The following is a 16465-nucleotide window of genomic DNA, read 5'->3' as shown; positions in this document are numbered from 1 at the left end:
GATGGGACATATGAAAAAAACGACGAAAATCGGCATCATCGGGGCCGGGCATGTGGGCAGCCACGTGGCCAGCAGCCTGATGACCCAGGGCCTGTGCGATGAGATCGTGCTGCTTGACACAGACGAGGGCAAGGCGCGCCGCCATGCCGACGACATCGCGGACAGCGTGGCCTATATGCCGCTGCCCGCAAAAATATACGCGGGCGGCTATGAAGCGCTGGCGGACGCGGATATCGTGGTGCTCAGCGCGTGCAGCACCATTTTTGAACAGGACCGCCTTCTGGAGCTGGACGCGACGGTCAAGGTCATTGCGGAGATCGCCCCGCAGCTTACCGCCAGTGGTTTTTCGGGCATCGTAGTCTCCATCTCCAACCCCTGCGATGTCATCGCGCAGTATTTTGCCCGCATCACCGGGCTGAACGTGGTGGGTACGGGCACGGCTCTGGACTCCGCCCGGCTGTGCAGACGTCTGGCGGCGATGCTGGGCGTTTCGCCTCACAGCGTCTGCGCCTATGAGCTGGGCGAGCACGGCGACAGCCAAATCGCGGCGTTCAGCGCCGCCACTGTGTGCGGCAAGCCGCTGACGGACTGGATGGCGGAGCAGCCGGACACCCGCGGCCAGGCGGATCTGTACGGAGCCTGGCGCTCTACCGTGGCGGCCGGCTGGGACATCGTGCAGGGCAAGGGCTGCACAGAATTTGGCATTGGTGCGGCGGCTGCGGCGGTCATCAAAGCCATTCTGCACGATGAAAAGGCCGTGCTTCCCTGTTCCACGCTGCTGGACGGACCTTACGGCCAGCACGGCGTGTACGCCAGCGTTCCCTGTATTCTGGGCGCTGCGGGTGTGGAAGAGGTCATCGAACTGACGCTGAGCCGCGGCGAGGCGGAGGGCTTTGCCAAAAGCTGCGCCATCATTCGGGAGCACTGCGAAAAGCTGTAAAAAGCAGCTTGCCGCCATTTGGCAAATGCCGATAAGAAAGGGTAAAAAACGAACCCGGCTTAACAGTCGGCAAACAAATTGCAAAACAAAAAAGCTAAGAGGGCAGCAGCTTTTCCCTCATGCCCGGCGACCATTCAAGGCAGCGTTTTTCCGCTTTGGGGTAAAGATATTCCTTTTGTTGTTTATTCCCTGCAGAAGCGGATCGGGCCAGGGCTCTTAATGTCCCGGATATCCTTACAGACAAGCGAAAAATCCCAAAGCCAAACGCTGTTTTTTAGGGCAGGAATATAAAACCGTTGGCCCGCCGCCTTTCGTATCAGAACCCCATTCAGAAATCCCTTCGGGACCAGAATTTTTTGGGCTTAAAAGCGTGGTACACGACCCTATAATAACAGACAGCGCAAGCATACTTTTGCTTGCGCTGTCCTGATTGCCGCATAAATAGGAATGAGTGGCTCTACTGTACCGGAAACCGTAGAGATTTACGTTTGGGATTAAACAAGGTGACCAGGACCCATTGTGCTTGTCCAGCCGTACTTACCTGCTCATTGGTTTTGACGTTTTCCAATGAATTCGCCGATGGCTGAAGCACATTTTTCAATGCCGACAGAACTATCTATGAGCAAATCGTAGTTATGTCGCTCGCCCCAAGTATTTCCGGAAATATTCTTGTAATAATTGGCGCGGGCGCTATCGGCACGGCGGATATTGCTTTCCGCTTTTTCAGGGCTGTCTCCATATGTTTCCATCACACGCTTTATTCGGAAATCTTTCGGCGCGTAAATGAAGACGTGAATGGCATTGGGATATTCCTGTAAGACATAATTCGCAGAACGGCCAACGATAACGCAGCTTCCGCTGTCGGCGATTTTCCTGATCGCCTTATCCTGTGCAGTGATTGCATTTTGAACGATTTCGGTGGAGAGATACAGATCTTTCATTACAGCGTTTTCATCCGCATTGATGTTTGAGATAAACTCCTTTGCAAGACCGCTTTCTTTTGCCGCTACCGCTACCATTTCCTTATAGTAACAGGGTATCCCCAGCTTATCGGCAAGCAGCTGTCCTATGAGCTTTCCTCCGGAGCCATGTTCGCGGGAAATCGTAATAACAGTACCTTTTTGAGTAGGCATTTGGGGAAGTGTAAATTGTTGAGCATTATTTTGCTCCATCTGATTTATCTTTTCCAAAGCCGGAGCATCACGATCGCCGTCACGACCATTGCCAAAGCATCCGCAATCGGAGCGGCCCAGAATACGCCGGTAACCCCCAGAAGACGGGGCGCAACCAGGGAAATCAAAATCAACAGTACATCACGAAGCGCAGATAAAGGAGCCGCCGCTTTCGCATGACCAATAGACTGAAGAAAGATCGCACAAACCTTTTGCAGGCAGGTAAACAGAATGAGCGAAAGATAGATCCGCAGACAGTTAATGGCAAAATCCAAATACAGTTCGCTGTCCGCACCAAACATAAGAATGAACATTTTGGGGGCTGCCTCAAACAGAGCCGTACAAACAGTACCGACAATTGCAGTCCACTTTAAAACCAGCTTCAAAAGCTGTTTTACTCTGTCATATTGTTTTGCGCCGTAGTTGTAACTGACAATCGGTTGTGCGCCCACCGCAATACCAATAGCGATATTCAGAACGATCTGAAACAGTTTCATAATGACAACGAATGCCGACAATGGAATATCCGCACCGTAAACGGATCGTGCGCCATACTTGACCAGCAGAATGTTGTTGATAATCGTAACAATTACGATAAATAACTGTGTGAGCAAGCTGGAAGTACCGAGGGACATCATTTTTCGGGTAAGTTTGAAATCAGGCCTAAAGCTGTCAAGAGAAATTTTAAATGTTTTGCTTTTTCTAAGATAAGAAATACAGATAATAAAGCTGACAAACTGACCGAAAACCGTTGCGACCGCCGCGCCTTGAATGCCCCAAACGGAAATGCAAAGCGGATCTCCGACAATATTGATAACCGCTCCGACAGTCATGGCAAGCATGGAATATCGCGGGCTTCCATCTGCACGGATGATCGCGGCCAAAGCGTTCTGTACCATGGCCAGCGGCATCATTGCATAAATGATAAACCCGTAGTTATGTGCCATTTGTATATTTTCATTCGTTGCGCCAATGAGCCACAACAAATTATCTCCACAGATATAGCTTATGGCGATAATGGCAATGCCGGAAACAAAAGTCCAAAGCAATCCGTTTCCCACGCTCCGATGAATGCTCTTTGTTTCATTTCTTCCAAGGGAAACAGAAAGAGAAGCCGCAATGCCATCACCAAAGAACAGCGACATGCCCCAGCCTACAACTGTAATCGGGAAAATAATTCCCGTTGCACCGTTGGCCACATAGCCGATCATGTTTCCGACAAAAATCTGATCTACAATGTTGTAAAGACACGAAATGATAAGCGAGCAGATACAGGGAATAGAAAATTGCCGAAGCAGCTTTCCCACTTTCTCATTGCCCAGATAATTACTGTTTTCCATTACATCCTCCTTGGCTCCTACGCTGTATTTTGGGAGTCTTTATCGGAGAAAAGCTTCCTGAAAACTACGAAGAACAAAAAAATAGAAGCGTAGAATCGTCGGTGATTCTACGCTTCTTTCGCTGTTCGACGCTGAAATTATACTATTAAAATCTCCAAAAGTCAATAAGAACAAATTGAAATAAATGCAATTTTCTTTTTGCCGAGTACCAAACAAACCACGGGCGGTGCGCATTGCACCGCCCGCGGTTTTCTGCCTGTGCTACAAATCGTCTGCGTCCTGCACGGGCCTTTCCGTTTCGTCCAGCGGCTTGCCCGTATAGCTGCCGCTGGGGTCCGTCCCGCTGGGCGGCTGCAGCACAATGGCCCGCACCGTTGGGTTCTGGATGCGCGCGGCAGCGTCCCGCTGGGGCTGCGTGTTCTTTTCCATACCGTTCTCCCTCCCGCTTTTTGTATATAAAGTGCGCCGGACGCCCAAGATATATACAAAAAACGGAAGGAGGCACGCACGTGAGCAGAGCAAAAGCGTTCTGGCTGGGGCTGGGCTGCACGCTGGCCGTGCTGCTGCCCATCTATCTGGCGGTAGCCGCCGTCATTTTTACGCGCAGCGCGCCCGCCGACACTGTACAAAGCGGCGTGCCCATTGCGCAGCCCACGCTGGGCGATGAAAAAAACTTTTTGCTGATGACCGGGCCGGAGCAGCCCGAGACCTTTGTGCTGCTGCGCTTCGATGCGCTGGAGGGCAATTTGTGCTCGGTGGCCATCCCCGGCGAGACCGTGGTGCTTGTGAACGGGCGGCCCGCCACGCTGGCAGATGCGGCCGAACAGGCGGGTCCGGCCCAGGCCGCGGCGGCTTTGATGGAAACACTGGACATTGAAATCGACAATTACCTTTACTGCACCGCGGACCGTCTGGTGGATCTTGCGGCGGGCTTCGGTACCGCGCGCATCCCGCTGGCCAATTACATGACGCCCGAGGCCCTGGGGCAGCTGCAATTGGACATCCCCGGGGTACAGACGGTCTCGCTGACGCCGCAGATGCTGGCAGACGTGCTGGCTGCGGGCGCGGCTACGCCGGACATGCAGGCACTGCTGCGCGCGGAGGGGTATCTTGCCTTTCTGCGCATCGGCGGCGACGCGCTGGCAGACACAGTACCGGATGCCGTGCGCGCGGTTCTGGCGCAGAGCTCCACCAACCTGACGGCCACCCAGATCTTCGACTATGAGCGTATTTTCGGTTTCCTGCGCAAGGAGCCTCCCCAATACCGCGCGGGCGTACTGCCCGGCACATGGGCGGACGGGCGCTATGAGCTTGCGGAAAATTCCGTCACTGTCGCGGCGGCCTACTTCAAGCGCGCCTCCTCGTACAGTGCGTGGAGCGGCGACGGCGTATCCGCCGCCCCGGACAGTGTGCCTCAGGGCGCGGCTGGAGACGCAGACGGACAGCCCGTCTCTCCGTCTGCGGCAGGCGGCGGGACAGGCTCCGGCAGCGCGGCGGCGGGCCCCGGCCCGGAAGAAGCAGCGGGCGTTCCGCCGGACGCCGGAGCGGGGCCGGAAGATGACGCCGCGTGACCCCCTGCGCCCGGGCCGCCTTGCCGCTCAAAAGCTCCCCGTGCTATAATATACCGGTTGATGCCTGCCGTCGGCGCGGCACACATTGCATTTTACCGAAAGAGAGGGAATGCTCATGATACCCGCAAAGCTCCGCCCGGGGGACACCATCGCGGTGTTTTCCCCCTCGTCCCCCGCCACGGCGACGGCCGCGGCGCGCTACCGGCGCGGCAAAGAATATCTGGAAGCCAAAGGCTTTCGCTTTTTGGAGGGTTCTCTGACAGGTCGGCGGGATTTTTACCGTTCCGGAACGATCCGGGAGCGGGCGGAGGAATTCAACGCGTTGGTCCGCGACCCGAACGTTCGGTGCATCATGGCGGCCATCGGCGGCAACAATTCCAACTCCCTGCTGCCGTATCTGGAGTATGAGGGCCTGTGCAAAGACCCGAAGATCATCGTCGGCTATTCGGATGTGACGGCGCTGCTGCTGGGCATTTATGCCCAGACCGGGCTCACGACTTATTATGGCCCCGCCGTGGTGGCCTCCTTCGGCGAATTCCCACCGTTTGTGGACGAGACCTATACATATTTTACCGACATTGTAACAGAACGGCTCACCCTTCCTCACACCCTGCCCACGCCCCCGCAGTGGACCGACGAATTTATCGACTGGAATTCCCAGGATAAAGCCAAGAAAGGGCGCGTCAATGCGCTGTTGACGCTGCACCCGGGAGCCGCGACAGGCACGCTCATCGGCGGGAATCTGAACACCATGCAGGGGATCTGGGGCACAAAATATTTTCCGGAGATCACGGACGGAACGATCCTGATGATCGAAGATTCCCTCAAGGACGCGGCCACGGTGGAGCGGAGCTTTTCACTGCTGAAATGCGCCGGCGTTTTTGAACGCATCTCCGGGCTTATTTTGGGCAAGCATGAAAAATTCGACGATATGGGCACGGGCCGCCAGCCCTATGAGATTCTTCAAGAGGTGATGGGAGATGTAGATTTTCCCGTGCTGGCGGAATTTGACTGCTGCCATACCCACCCCATGCTCACGGTCCCCATCGGCGCAAAGGTCCGGCTGGATGCAGACGCGCAGACGGTCACGCTGCTGGAGGAATAGCGCTCCAGCCCCGCTTTGCCGCCTTGCGGTTATACATTTTCCTGTATCAAAATCATGACCTTTGTAATGTATTCGTCTGGGGCTGAGATCATGAATTCATTCATCCCTACCTCGTAGGCATATCCGGAAAGCCTCAGGCCATTTTGTTCTGCATATTCGGTCATTGCCTCGTACAGCAGCGGCAGCCTGCTCCAAACGCCTTTCTGATATCCGCACAAATAGTTCCCCTTTGGGCGCGTCAGGCTGTCCGCCGCAGACGCGCTGCTCAACGCGGGCGTATAGATTCCATCATAAGCCTCAAAGTTTCCGCTGTACACCTTGTCCAGCGAAATAAAACCGCCGATGCCCATACGGATCTGCTCTATGCTCCATTTCTCTTTGGCATGGGCGAACACCCGCTGCATGTCGTCCTCTGCAAAGTCATAGGGCAGTACCAGAAGCCTCTCGGCCCTGCACGCTTCTATTCTGATCTCCCGTTCCCGCAGCTCTCCGCAAAAAGCGGCCTGTTCCCTTTTTGCGCGCAGTACCTTTTGGGCGTGCCGCAGCTTTTTGATCTGCCGGCCGATCTCTTCTTCCTTGGCGGACGCTATTTCAAGAAAGCGGGCGGGTGTGGGCGCTTTGCAGTACGCTGCAATCTCATCGATGCTCATGTTCAGCTCCTTGAGCATGCGGATGTATTCAAAATCCAGGCTTTGGGCGGCGTCGTAAAAGCGGTAACCGTTTTCTCCCTTTGCCCGCGGGCTGAAAAGGCCGATGTCATCATAGTAGTGCAGCGTGCGCTTGTTCACCCCGTGCAGCTTTGCAAACTGGGCCGTTGTCAGGCTTTTAAAACTTTTCTTCATTTGTGCAGCTCTCCCTGTTGACTTTACAGTTACTGTATCCTTTATCTTATAGGATACCGAGATATAAAACAAGGAGGCCCTTCATGCCGCTGCAATTGAGAGAATATCAAAAAAATGACTTTATCGCTTTAAAAAACATCATCCGCAAAACCTGGCGCTACGACGAATTCAGCAGCCCAAAAACCGCGTCCCGGCTGGCCGACGTATTTTTGAGCAGTTGTCTGACCAATTACACATTCTCCCGGGTGGCCGTGCTGAACGGCAAACCCGTGGGCATTATTCTGGTAAAGGATATCGCGCGTCACACGTGTCCGCTTCCAAACAGATTCCGGCAGCTTCGGGCCGTTCTGTCGCTCTATCTCACCAAAGAGGGCCGGGCCGTATCCAAAATTTTTGAAAACGTCACGGGGATAGACAGGGAATTGCTGCGCGAAAGCGGCAAGAACTATCCGGCGGAGCTTGCATTGTTTGTGGTGAGTCCCTCGTGCCGCGGACAAGGCGTAGGCAAAGCGCTGTTTCAGGCGGCTCTCGATTATACCGGCCAACAAAAATTAGACGAAATTTATTTGTTCACCGACACAAGCTGCAACTACGGCTTTTACGAACACCAGGGCATGCGGCGCCGCTGCGAAAAGGAGCATCTGTTCCATATCAACGGGAAAGCCGCTTCCACGCGCTTTTTTATTTACGACTGCAAACGAACAAAAAGCCTGCACGGCAAAGGTGCCTCCACGTAAACAGACGCGCCGTGCTTTCAAACAAAGCGCCCCGGACGCGGCCGGCATCGTTCAGCCGGGCGCCCGGAGCGTTTTTTGCCGCTTTGCGGTTGCTTTTATGCCGGCCTCTGCGGCCGCACCGTCTCAGCAGCCCGTGAAAGCCGCCACCGCGTCCCGCAAAAAAGCCGCGCAGCCCGGCGTTTCAGCGTCGTAGTAGGCAGTGAAGCGTTCGTCCGCCACATACATTTCTGCCAAGCCGAGGTGTGCCTTGGGCGTGTACTTGGGCCAAGTGAAGCACAGCCACTGCTTATGCAGCCCGGCGATGCGCCGCCCCTCGGGCCCGTCCGGCGCTTCGCCCGCGCGCACCGCGGCGGCCAGAGCGGCGTTGATCCGCGCGCTCAGCTTCTGCATCTCGCCGTACTGCTCGGGCGAAAGCCCCATCAGCTTCGCGTTGGAGGCATCCACGGCCGTGTCTCCGTATTTGCCCCTTGCCTCTGCGCCGTATTCGGCCTCGTTTTCCGCCACGAGCTTCTGTTTGAAGCCCTCAAATTTCTCTGCGTCTGTCATCGCACATTTCCCTTCTTCCGTCAAAATGGTTTTGTCCAGCGTGGCCAGCAGGGCGTCCATCTGCGCGCGCCGGCAAAGCAGCGCGGCGCGATGGCTCTGCAAAGCGGCCAGCCGTCCGGCGGAGGCGTCCGCCATCAGCGCACCGATCTGTTTGAGCGGCACGCCAAGCGCCCGGTAGAACAGGATGCTCTGCAGCGCATCCACCTCATCCGGGCCGTACATCCGGTAGCCCGCTTCGGTGACGCGGGCCGGGCGCAGCAGGCCGATCTCATCGTACCAGTGCAGCGTGCGTACGCTCACGCCCGCCAGCCGTGCAAGGCCGTTTACGGTGTATTCCATGGCTGTTCCTCCTTTCTGTCCGGGAGGCAGGCGGCGGTGTGCCGCCGCATCCATGCCTCCCAAAAGCTACAATACACTATGACGCACCGTCAGAGTCAAGCAAAAATTTTGCCGAGGCGGAAAAAATCCGTCCCGGCCTGTCCCGTTCAAGGCTCCTGCTGGCCGCGGATATGGTGTTCCACCCGCTGGATGATCATATCCAGTGCAACCAGATTTTTGCCGCCCTCGGGCACGATGATGTCCGCACAGCGCTTGCTCGGCTCCACAAACTGCTCGTGCATAGGCTTGACGGTCGTAAGATATTGCTGCACCACGCTCTCCAGCGTGCGGCCGCGCTTCTTCACGTCCCGCACCACGCGGCGCAGAATACGCACGTCCGCGTCGGTATCCACAAATATCTTCACATCCATCAGATCCCGCAGCTTGGAATCCGCAAAAATGAGAATGCCCTCAAGGATGATGACGCTTGTGGGCGCAATGAGCAGCGTGTCCTCGGAACGGTTGTGCACCGTAAAGTCGTACACCGGGCAGGCGATCGTCTCGCCCCGGCGCAGCGCCTGAACCTGCTCCACCATCAGATCTGTATCGAATGCGTCCGGATGGTCGTAATTCAGCCTGCAGCGCTCCTCATAGGGCAGCTCATCGTGGCGCTTGTAGTAATTGTCGTGGCTGATGACCGAAACGTCGTCGCCGAAGCGCTCCTTCAGCCGCTTTGTCAGCGTCGTTTTGCCGCTGCCCGTGCCCCCCGCTATGCCGATGATAAAGCTCTCCATCCCGCAATGCCTCCCGTTCTTTTTCGTGCCGCACGCCAAGCGCCATTCCGGCGGCCCCGCCGGACCAGCTCCAAACAACCTGCGGCTGTTTTGCACCCTCCGGTTCAGTATGCGATCTTGAACACCGCTTTTTTCACCTTATCGCAGCCCTGCGCCTTAATGGCAGGCTTATGCGGCTCCTCCACCATAAACACTGCGAACCGGCCCTCTCCCAGTACCAACGCGGCGCTGGCGGCTCCGTTCCATAGCGCAAAATCCTTTTCCTCGTCATAGGGCTCTGCTTCCTCCACATCGCCCAGCGCCACCTCGCACAGCTCCGCACCCTCCAGGTCCATCTGAAGATCCATATAGCGGGAATGCGTCTCGAATGCGCGTCCCTCGCCGGGCGTGGGCTCGGCCTCCATCACCGTGACGTACACGTCGTCCCCGTCGATCTCCGTGCGGCCCAAAGGCAGCGCGGAAACGTCGTTGTCCTCAATAAAATCAATGGCTTTGTCCAGGTTTGGGAACAGGCCCGTGTACTGGTTCAGATTTTCCAGCGTATCGTACAGCATAAATATCCTCTTTTCTTTTGAACGGCGGAGCGGCCGCCGGCGCTTCCTTCAGCATTTCACATCCGCTTTTCCCAATTATAACAAACCGCGCGGAGGAAATAAATCCTTCGCGCGGTTTTTATTATGCGGCAAGCCGGAATTATTTCAGCTCCGGCAGGCTGGCAGCCGCGGCGCTCTGGCCCACGCGGCGCGTTTTTTCGTCGGGTGCTTCGGGGCGGAAGGCCACGTCCGGGTATTCCTCGTCCATTACGCGGGAGGCCGTTTCCATAATGATGTCGCCGCCCTTGCCGCTCATCACGCGGCCCATCATCTGCACGTGGCGGATGTCGTAGAACATGGCGTACAGGCCCAGCGTGTGGCCCAGGTATACGCCGATGGATTCGTACACAGCCTTGGCGCGGGCGTCATCCGCGGCCATCAGGGCCTGCACTTCCTTGAGCTTTTCAGCCGGAGACGCGCCCGTCAGCTCGATGCCCGCGCGCGGGGCCAGCTTGATGACGCCGTCCTGGCTGAAGTATTTCACGCCGCAGCCGATGTCGCCGCTCCACTCATCCTCCATGGCGTCCGGCTGGCCGTCCACGGGAGCAAAGGCAAGCTCGTTCAGCCAGCCGCAGATGTTGCCCTCGGTATCCACATAGCCCACAGCCTCGCTGGTGCCCATGGCGATGCCCATGATGCCGTTTTCGCCCAGGCCCATGGCGCCCGCCAGCGCGCTGACGTCGCCGTCGTTGGCCACCACCACGGGGATGTGATAACCAAGCTGGCTGGAAAGCTGCTCGGCCGCACGGGTGTAAATGTTCTTGACCTTCTTGTCGAACTCGTCCTTACCCACCTTCAAAAACAAACTGGCGACCATGCACTTGTTGTCGATGTACACGCCCGCGGAAGACACGCCGATGGCGTCCACATGGCCGCCCTTTTCCAAAATCTTGGCCGCGGCTGTGGACAGCGCCGCCATGATGCCTTCAAAGTGGTAATCGGGGTTGGAGATCGTCTTGGGGAACCATACGACTTCCTCGCTGTAAATGGGCTCGCCGTCCAGCACGGCGGACACCTTGCGGTCCGAGCCGCCGGCGTCGAAGCCGATGCGCCCGCCGTCCAGGTGGCGGCCGATGGATTCGGCGCGCTGCACTGCCTCGGGCTTTTTGTCGTAGGGCAGGCTCTCGACGATGAACTCCGTCTCGTACACCTGCTCCATAAAGCCCTTGTCAAAGGCGCGGGAGCCGCCCTCGCTGTACGCGGCGCGGATGGCCGCGGCCACGTTGTCGTCGCCGCAGATGCTCACCTTGAAGCCGCCCCAGCTCCACAAAAGGAATTTGACCAGACGGTCCACATAATACGCGTCGGCCTGCTCCATTTCCGGCGTGCCGTAGATCTTGGTCTCGTAGGTGCCGATCTGGCCGCCCGAGCGTTCCACGGCGATGCACAGGGGCTTCGCCGCGCCCTTCTGGTAATTTTTGAAGAACAGGCCCAGGGGCACAAAGCCCTTGTCCAGCTCCGGCACGTTTTTGACGGGGATGTCCACATTCAGGAAATTCATGCGCGCACACTCCTTTTTTGTTGAAAGGCCCGCGTCAAACAGCGCCGGGCCGCGATTGTTTGCTTTCATTTTAACACAGACGCGCGCGGTTTTCTTGCGCTTGCCGTATTCGTTTTTTGCACTTTCAGTTTCGTTTGGCCCACAGCTTCTTTTTTGTGCAAAAATGTGCCATAATAAAAACAGGGAAATGCGCCCCGCGTCTTGACGGAAAAATTTTTCGCATTATAATGAAAACTATTATCAATAATGATTTCAGGGAGGCCCATCTATGGATTATCACGCATTCGATAAACTCAGCTACGGGCTGTACATCGTCTCCTCCGAAGCCGGCGGAAAAGCGGCGGGCTGCATCGTCAACACACTGGGGCAGGTGACCGTTTCCCCGGTGCAGGTGGCGGTGACCATCAATAAGGAGAATCAAACCACCCGGACCATTCTGGAGTCCGGCAAATTCTCGGCCACTGTGCTGGCCGAGAGCGCCTCGATGGAGCTGATCGGCCGGTTCGGGTTCCAGTGCAGCCGGGATGTGGACAAGTTCGCGGGCTTTGCCTGGGCGCGGGATATAAACGGCGTGCCCTATGTGACAGAGCAGTGTGCGGCGCGCTTCGCCTGCACCGTAGTGAACGAGGTGGACCTCGGCACACACATCCTGTTCGTGGCGCGCGTGGATGACTGGGCCGTGCTGGACGATGTTCCGCAGATGACCTATGATTATTACCACGCGGTAAAGAAAGGCCTCACACCGCCCAAGGCCTCCAGCTACCGTCCGCCCGAAGAAAAGGTGACGGGATGGCGCTGCACGGTGTGCGGCTATATCTATGAGGGCGAGACCCTTCCCGCCAACTACAAATGTCCCATCTGCGGCCAGGGTGCGGAAGTATTTGAAAAAATCACCGGTTGAGTTTTCCCGGGAAAACAATGTAAAACAGCGCGGCGGGCGCTTCCCTTACCGGAAGCACCCGCCGTTTTCTGCACCCGCATGGCCTGAAAGGGCCGGTGCGGGAGGTTACTTTTCTGTTTTGGCCAAACTGCGCCGCCAAACGCCCGAGCGGGTGTACAGCCAGCCCAGCGGCACCGAGATGGAAGGCGCTACGGCACAGGCCGCGTACAGCCCGTAGATGCCCCACAAATGATTGAACAGCAGGCTGAGCACCACCCGGAACACGATGCAGTTGGCAAAGCTGGACAGCATGGCAAAGGTGGAATGCCCCGCACCGATGGCCAGCGCGTGGTATACCATAAACACTGCGTAGAAGATCTGTCCCAGGATCTCGATGCGCAGGTTGAGCACTGCCGCATCCCGCACGGCGGCTTCATTTGTAAACACGGCGGCCATCTGCGGCGCAAACAGCTCCACCAGAACAATCATCGCCGCAGCCATGGCGCATGTGATCTTCATGGCAGTGTACATCACATCCTTTGCACGCTCGAACTTGGATGCGCCGAGGTTCTGGGCAATCATCGTGGTCGCACCGCTGGCCATGGCGGAGATGAACAGCTGGCAGATGTCCTTGATCTTGATGGCCACGCCGTTGCCCGCCGAAACATTCACTCCGTACTGATTGACAAGAAATGTTACCACCAGCCAGCTGAACCCGGCAATGGTCATTTGCAGTGCGCTGGGGATGCCCAGCCGAAGAATGAGCCGGAGCAGCGCGCCGTGCATACGGAAAAACGACAGCTTCGGCTGCAGCAGCCCGGTGCGCCGCGCCACCAGCACCAGCGCCATGCCGAAGCTGACGGCCTGCGCGGCAGTTGTGGCAAGCGCGGCGCCCGCGGTGCCCATGCCAAGCCCCGCCACGAACCACAGGTCCAGCACGGTGTTCACCACCGTAGCCACGCCGATGATGAGCAGCGGCGTGCGGGAATCGCCCACGCCGCGCAGCACGGCGGAAAGCGCGTTGTAACCGAATACGAACACCATGCCCACCGCACAGATGCGCAAATACGCCACAGACTGCTCCATGGCCGGGGCGCCCAACAGGCCCAGAAGCGGATATGCGCCCGCGTACAGGCCCACAGCCGTCGCCGCCCCAAGCAGCAGCGAAAGCGAGAGCAGCGTGCCCGACGCCTCGCCCAGCCGCCCTTGCTCTTTTGCGCCGTAATACTGGCCGATGATGATATTGCCGCCTGTTGTGATGCCGATGGCGATCTTAGTAAGGATGTTTAATATCTGTCCCGAATTGTTGATGGCTGAAATGGCCGCGCTGCCCGCAAAGTGGCCTGCGATGACCGTGTCCACCATGCTGTACAGCGCCTGCAGCAGGCTGCTGGCCACCAGCGGCATCGCATAGGCCAGCACCTGCCGCCATACGCTGCCGCGCGTCAGATCCCTCTCGCCGGACGCCAAGGCGTTTCCCCCTCCCCCGCGCGCTTGGCGCGCGGCCTGTTTTGTTCTTCCCGCACAGGGCGCCGCTCCGCCCCGCCGTTGTTTACCAGTATAACAAAAAAACGTGCGGCGTGCCAGTGCGGTACGCCGCGCGTTTTTTGTTTCAGACCGTGGAAAAAAGAACGCCTCCGCCCACCACCGTTCCTCCGTCGTACAGCACCAGCGCCTGTCCCGGCGCGGGCGCGCGCTGCGGCTCGTCAAAGCGCACGCGCAGTGTGTCGGGGCCTGTCTGCCACGCAGTGGCCCGGCGGGCGGGCTGGCGGTAGCGCAGCTTTGCCAGCAGGCGCACCGGACGTTCGCCCAGTGCGTCGCAGGCGATCCAGTTCAGCTCCCGCGCGTCCACGGTGTCGGTATACAGCGCACCGGCCCCGGCAACTGTAACGGTGTTGCGCGCCGGGCACACGCCGCGCACATACAACGGCTGCGGCGCAGCAATGCCCAAGCCCCTGCGCTGGCCCACGGTGTATCGGATATATCCCCTGTGGCGTCCCACGACGCGTCCGGCTTCATCCAGGATATCCCCCGGCGGACAGGGGCAGCCCGTGTGCCGCTCCACAAAGGCGGCATAATCGCCGTCCGGCACAAAGCAGATGTCCTGGCTGTCCCGCTTGCGGGCGTTGCCAAAGCCGTTTTCCAGTGCCAGCGCGCGCACCTCCGCTTTTGTCAGCGCGCCCAGCGGGAACAGCGTGTGCGCCAGCTCCCGCTGCGTCATGCCGTAGAGCATGTAGCTCTGGTCCTTGCCCGCGTCCAGCCCTGTCTGCAGCAGCATCCGCCCATTGGCGCCCCGGACAATGCGTGCGTAATGTCCCGTGGCCACATGGGTACAGCCCATGAGCTGAGCCCGGCGCAGCAGCGCGGAAAACTTGATGTGTTTGTTGCAGTCGATACAGGGGTTGGGCGTTTCACCCGCCAGATATCCCTGCACAAAGCGCCCGATCACATCCCGTTCAAAAGCTTCTGTGAAATTAAAGGTGTAGTGCCGGATGCCCAGCCGTCGTGCCACGGCGCGCGCGTCCTCCACATCCTCCAGCGAGCAGCAGGTGCGCGCGCCGTCCGGCGCGGCATCCGCACCCGCATACAGGCGCAGCGTCACACCCGTACAGGCCCAGCCCGCCTGTGCCAGCAGCAGCGCCGCAACAGAGCTGTCCACACCCCCGCTCATAGCCACAGCGGCACGCCGCGCGCCCGTTGCCTGTTCCATTGCGTTCTCCCTTCCGCGGGCTGTGCCCGCAACGCAAAAGCGGCGGCCCGGGGCCGCCGCTTTGCGTATTTCTTTGAAGCCCTCCGCGGCATAGAGCGGCTTCCGGTTCAAGCCTCCAGCGCCGCGGCAAGGTCCGCCAGAATGTCATCGATGTGTTCCGTGCCAATGGACAGGCGGATGGTATTTGGCCGGATGCCGCTTTGGGCCAGCTCCTCCGGCGTCATCTGGGAATGCGTGGTGCTTGCCGGGTGGATGGCCAGGCTTTTGACGTCCGCCACATTCGCCAGCAGCGAAAAGATGCGCAGTTTATCAATGAACGCCTGCGCCTCGGCCGCGCCGCCTTTGATCTCAAACGTAAAGATGGAGCCGCCGCCGCGGGGAAAATACTTTTCATACAGCGGGCGATATCCATTTTCCGGCAAAGAAGGATGGTTTACCCGCTCCACCTTCGGATGGTTCACCAGAAAATCGACAACACGAAGCGCGTTTTCCACATGGCGCTCCACACGCAGGGAAAGGGTCTCCAGCCCCTGCAGCAGCAGAAAAGCATTGAAAGGCGAGATGGCCGCGCCCGTATCCCGAAGCAGCACCGCGCGGATATAGGTGACCAGCGCCGCGGGCCCCGCAGCCTGCGTGAAGCTGACGCCGTGGTAGCTGGGGTTGGGCGCGCTGAGGGCCGGGAACCGGCCCGCGGCCGCCCAATCGAACCCGCCGCCCTCCACAATGACGCCGCCCAGCGACGTGCCGTGCCCGCCGATAAATTTTGTTGCCGAATGCACCACCACATCCGCGCCGTATTCAATGGGGCGCAGCAGGTAGGGCGTGGCAAAGGTGGAATCCACCACCAGCGGTATGCCGTGACGGTGGGCGATGGCGGCCAGCGTTTCCACATCCGCCACGTCGGAATTGGGGTTTCCCAAAGTCTCGGCAAACAGCAGGCGCGTTTCCGGCCGGATGGCGGCCTCCACGGCCGACGGGTCGCCAATATCCACAAATGTGGCCGTTACGCCCGAAAGCGGCAGCGTATGAGCCAGCAGATTGTATGTGCCGCCGTAAATGGTCTTGGAGGAAACGATATGCCGGCCAGCCGGCGCCAGCGCCCCGAACACATAAGCGATAGCCGCTGCGCCCGAAGCGACCGCAAGCGCGGCTGCGCCGCCCTCCAGCGCCGCTACGCGCTGCTCGAACACATCCTGCGTGGGGTTCGTCAGGCGGCCGTAGATGTTTCCCGCGTCCCGCAGGCCGAAGCGGTCGGCTGCATGGGCGCTGCTGTGGAACACATACGAGGCGGTCTGGTAGATCGGCACGGCGCGGGCGTCCGTGGCGGGATCCGGGTTTTCCTGCCCCGCGTGGAGCTGGAGCGTTTCAAAATGTACGTTCAAACCTTTAAAATCAGACATGGTAACAGCCTTCTTT

16 protein-coding genes are annotated in these 16465 nt (G+C 58.5%); 5 read left to right on the top strand and 11 right to left on the bottom strand.

The window, feature by feature from the left end; translation table 11 throughout:
- The first annotated feature begins 10 nt into the window (after positions 1–10).
- Positions 11–940, top strand: a complete 930-nt coding sequence (locus tag IIY41_RS09835) for an L-lactate dehydrogenase (protein ID WP_055080209.1) — start codon at positions 11–13, stop codon at positions 938–940.
- A 545-nt stretch (positions 941–1485) separates the two neighbouring features.
- Here the strand turns inward: IIY41_RS09835 and IIY41_RS09830 are convergent.
- From IIY41_RS09830 to IIY41_RS09820, 3 genes are all read right to left on the bottom strand, one after another.
- A complete protein-coding gene (locus IIY41_RS09830) occupies positions 1486–2130 on the bottom strand; it encodes a cytidylate kinase-like family protein (protein WP_287400541.1) in 645 nt (214 codons plus the stop codon).
- The gene (locus IIY41_RS09825; RefSeq protein ID WP_287400539.1) at positions 2118–3452 is read right to left on the bottom strand and encodes an MATE family efflux transporter; all 1335 of its coding nucleotides are present in this window, start codon (positions 3450–3452) and stop codon (positions 2118–2120) included. The genes IIY41_RS09830 and IIY41_RS09825 overlap by 13 nt, the downstream gene beginning before the upstream one ends.
- Positions 3453–3713: 261 nt before the next feature.
- Positions 3714–3881: a hypothetical protein gene (locus tag IIY41_RS09820; RefSeq protein WP_009324104.1), complete on the bottom strand. Its 168-nt coding sequence runs from the start codon at positions 3879–3881 to the stop codon at positions 3714–3716.
- 80 nt (positions 3882–3961) lie between these two features.
- On the opposite strand from IIY41_RS09820, the gene IIY41_RS09815 reads away from it, so the two are divergent.
- Positions 3962–5023, top strand: a complete 1062-nt coding sequence (locus tag IIY41_RS09815) for a hypothetical protein (protein WP_287400537.1) — start codon at positions 3962–3964, stop codon at positions 5021–5023.
- A gap of 115 nt (positions 5024–5138) precedes the next feature.
- Positions 5139–6128: a S66 family peptidase gene (locus IIY41_RS09810; RefSeq protein ID WP_117460024.1), complete on the top strand. Its 990-nt coding sequence runs from the start codon at positions 5139–5141 to the stop codon at positions 6126–6128.
- 29 nt (positions 6129–6157) lie between these two features.
- Here IIY41_RS09810 and IIY41_RS09805 read toward each other — a convergent pair whose 3' ends face one another.
- Positions 6158–6970, bottom strand: a complete 813-nt coding sequence (locus IIY41_RS09805; protein WP_117460022.1) for a MerR family transcriptional regulator — start codon at positions 6968–6970, stop codon at positions 6158–6160.
- Between the two features lie 83 nt (positions 6971–7053).
- Between IIY41_RS09805 and IIY41_RS09800 the strand changes: the two genes are divergently transcribed.
- The gene (locus tag IIY41_RS09800) at positions 7054–7707 is read left to right on the top strand and encodes a GNAT family N-acetyltransferase (RefSeq protein WP_009324100.1); all 654 of its coding nucleotides are present in this window, start codon (positions 7054–7056) and stop codon (positions 7705–7707) included.
- A gap of 123 nt (positions 7708–7830) precedes the next feature.
- Here IIY41_RS09800 and IIY41_RS09795 read toward each other — a convergent pair whose 3' ends face one another.
- The 4 genes from IIY41_RS09795 to IIY41_RS09780 form a co-directional block, all read right to left on the bottom strand.
- Positions 7831–8592, bottom strand: a complete 762-nt coding sequence (locus IIY41_RS09795) for a MerR family transcriptional regulator (protein WP_055080216.1) — start codon at positions 8590–8592, stop codon at positions 7831–7833.
- A 146-nt stretch (positions 8593–8738) separates the two neighbouring features.
- A complete protein-coding gene (gene udk, locus IIY41_RS09790; RefSeq protein WP_009324098.1) occupies positions 8739–9365 on the bottom strand; it encodes a uridine kinase in 627 nt (208 codons plus the stop codon).
- A gap of 104 nt (positions 9366–9469) precedes the next feature.
- Positions 9470–9919 (bottom strand): NanQ anomerase/TabA/YiaL family protein, encoded by a 450-nt coding sequence (locus IIY41_RS09785; protein ID WP_050005201.1) that lies wholly within the window; start codon positions 9917–9919, stop codon positions 9470–9472.
- 139 nt (positions 9920–10058) lie between these two features.
- Positions 10059–11459, bottom strand: a complete 1401-nt coding sequence (locus IIY41_RS09780; protein ID WP_009324095.1) for an ROK family protein — start codon at positions 11457–11459, stop codon at positions 10059–10061.
- Positions 11460–11727: 268 nt separating this feature from the next.
- On the opposite strand from IIY41_RS09780, the gene IIY41_RS09775 reads away from it, so the two are divergent.
- Positions 11728–12360 (top strand): flavin reductase, encoded by a 633-nt coding sequence (locus tag IIY41_RS09775; RefSeq protein ID WP_009324093.1) that lies wholly within the window; start codon positions 11728–11730, stop codon positions 12358–12360.
- Positions 12361–12465: 105 nt separating this feature from the next.
- On the opposite strand, the gene IIY41_RS09770 is transcribed toward IIY41_RS09775, so the two are convergent.
- The 3 genes from IIY41_RS09770 to IIY41_RS09760 form a co-directional block, all read right to left on the bottom strand.
- The gene (locus IIY41_RS09770) at positions 12466–13809 is read right to left on the bottom strand and encodes an MATE family efflux transporter (RefSeq protein WP_117460010.1); all 1344 of its coding nucleotides are present in this window, start codon (positions 13807–13809) and stop codon (positions 12466–12468) included.
- Between the two features lie 142 nt (positions 13810–13951).
- On the bottom strand, positions 13952–15049 hold the full coding sequence (mnmA, locus tag IIY41_RS09765; RefSeq protein WP_040910102.1) for a tRNA 2-thiouridine(34) synthase MnmA: 1098 nt from the start codon (positions 15047–15049) through the stop codon (positions 13952–13954).
- 107 nt (positions 15050–15156) lie between these two features.
- The gene (locus IIY41_RS09760) at positions 15157–16449 is read right to left on the bottom strand and encodes an O-acetylhomoserine aminocarboxypropyltransferase/cysteine synthase family protein (RefSeq protein WP_009324084.1); all 1293 of its coding nucleotides are present in this window, start codon (positions 16447–16449) and stop codon (positions 15157–15159) included.
- Positions 16450–16465 lie beyond the last annotated feature (16 nt).

It is taken from the genome of Ruthenibacterium sp. (genome assembly GCF_017421385.1).
In the GTDB taxonomy this organism is placed as follows: Bacteria; Bacillota; Clostridia; order Oscillospirales; family Ruminococcaceae; genus Ruthenibacterium; species Ruthenibacterium lactatiformans.
This window is presented reverse-complemented; position numbering and strand designations above follow the sequence as displayed.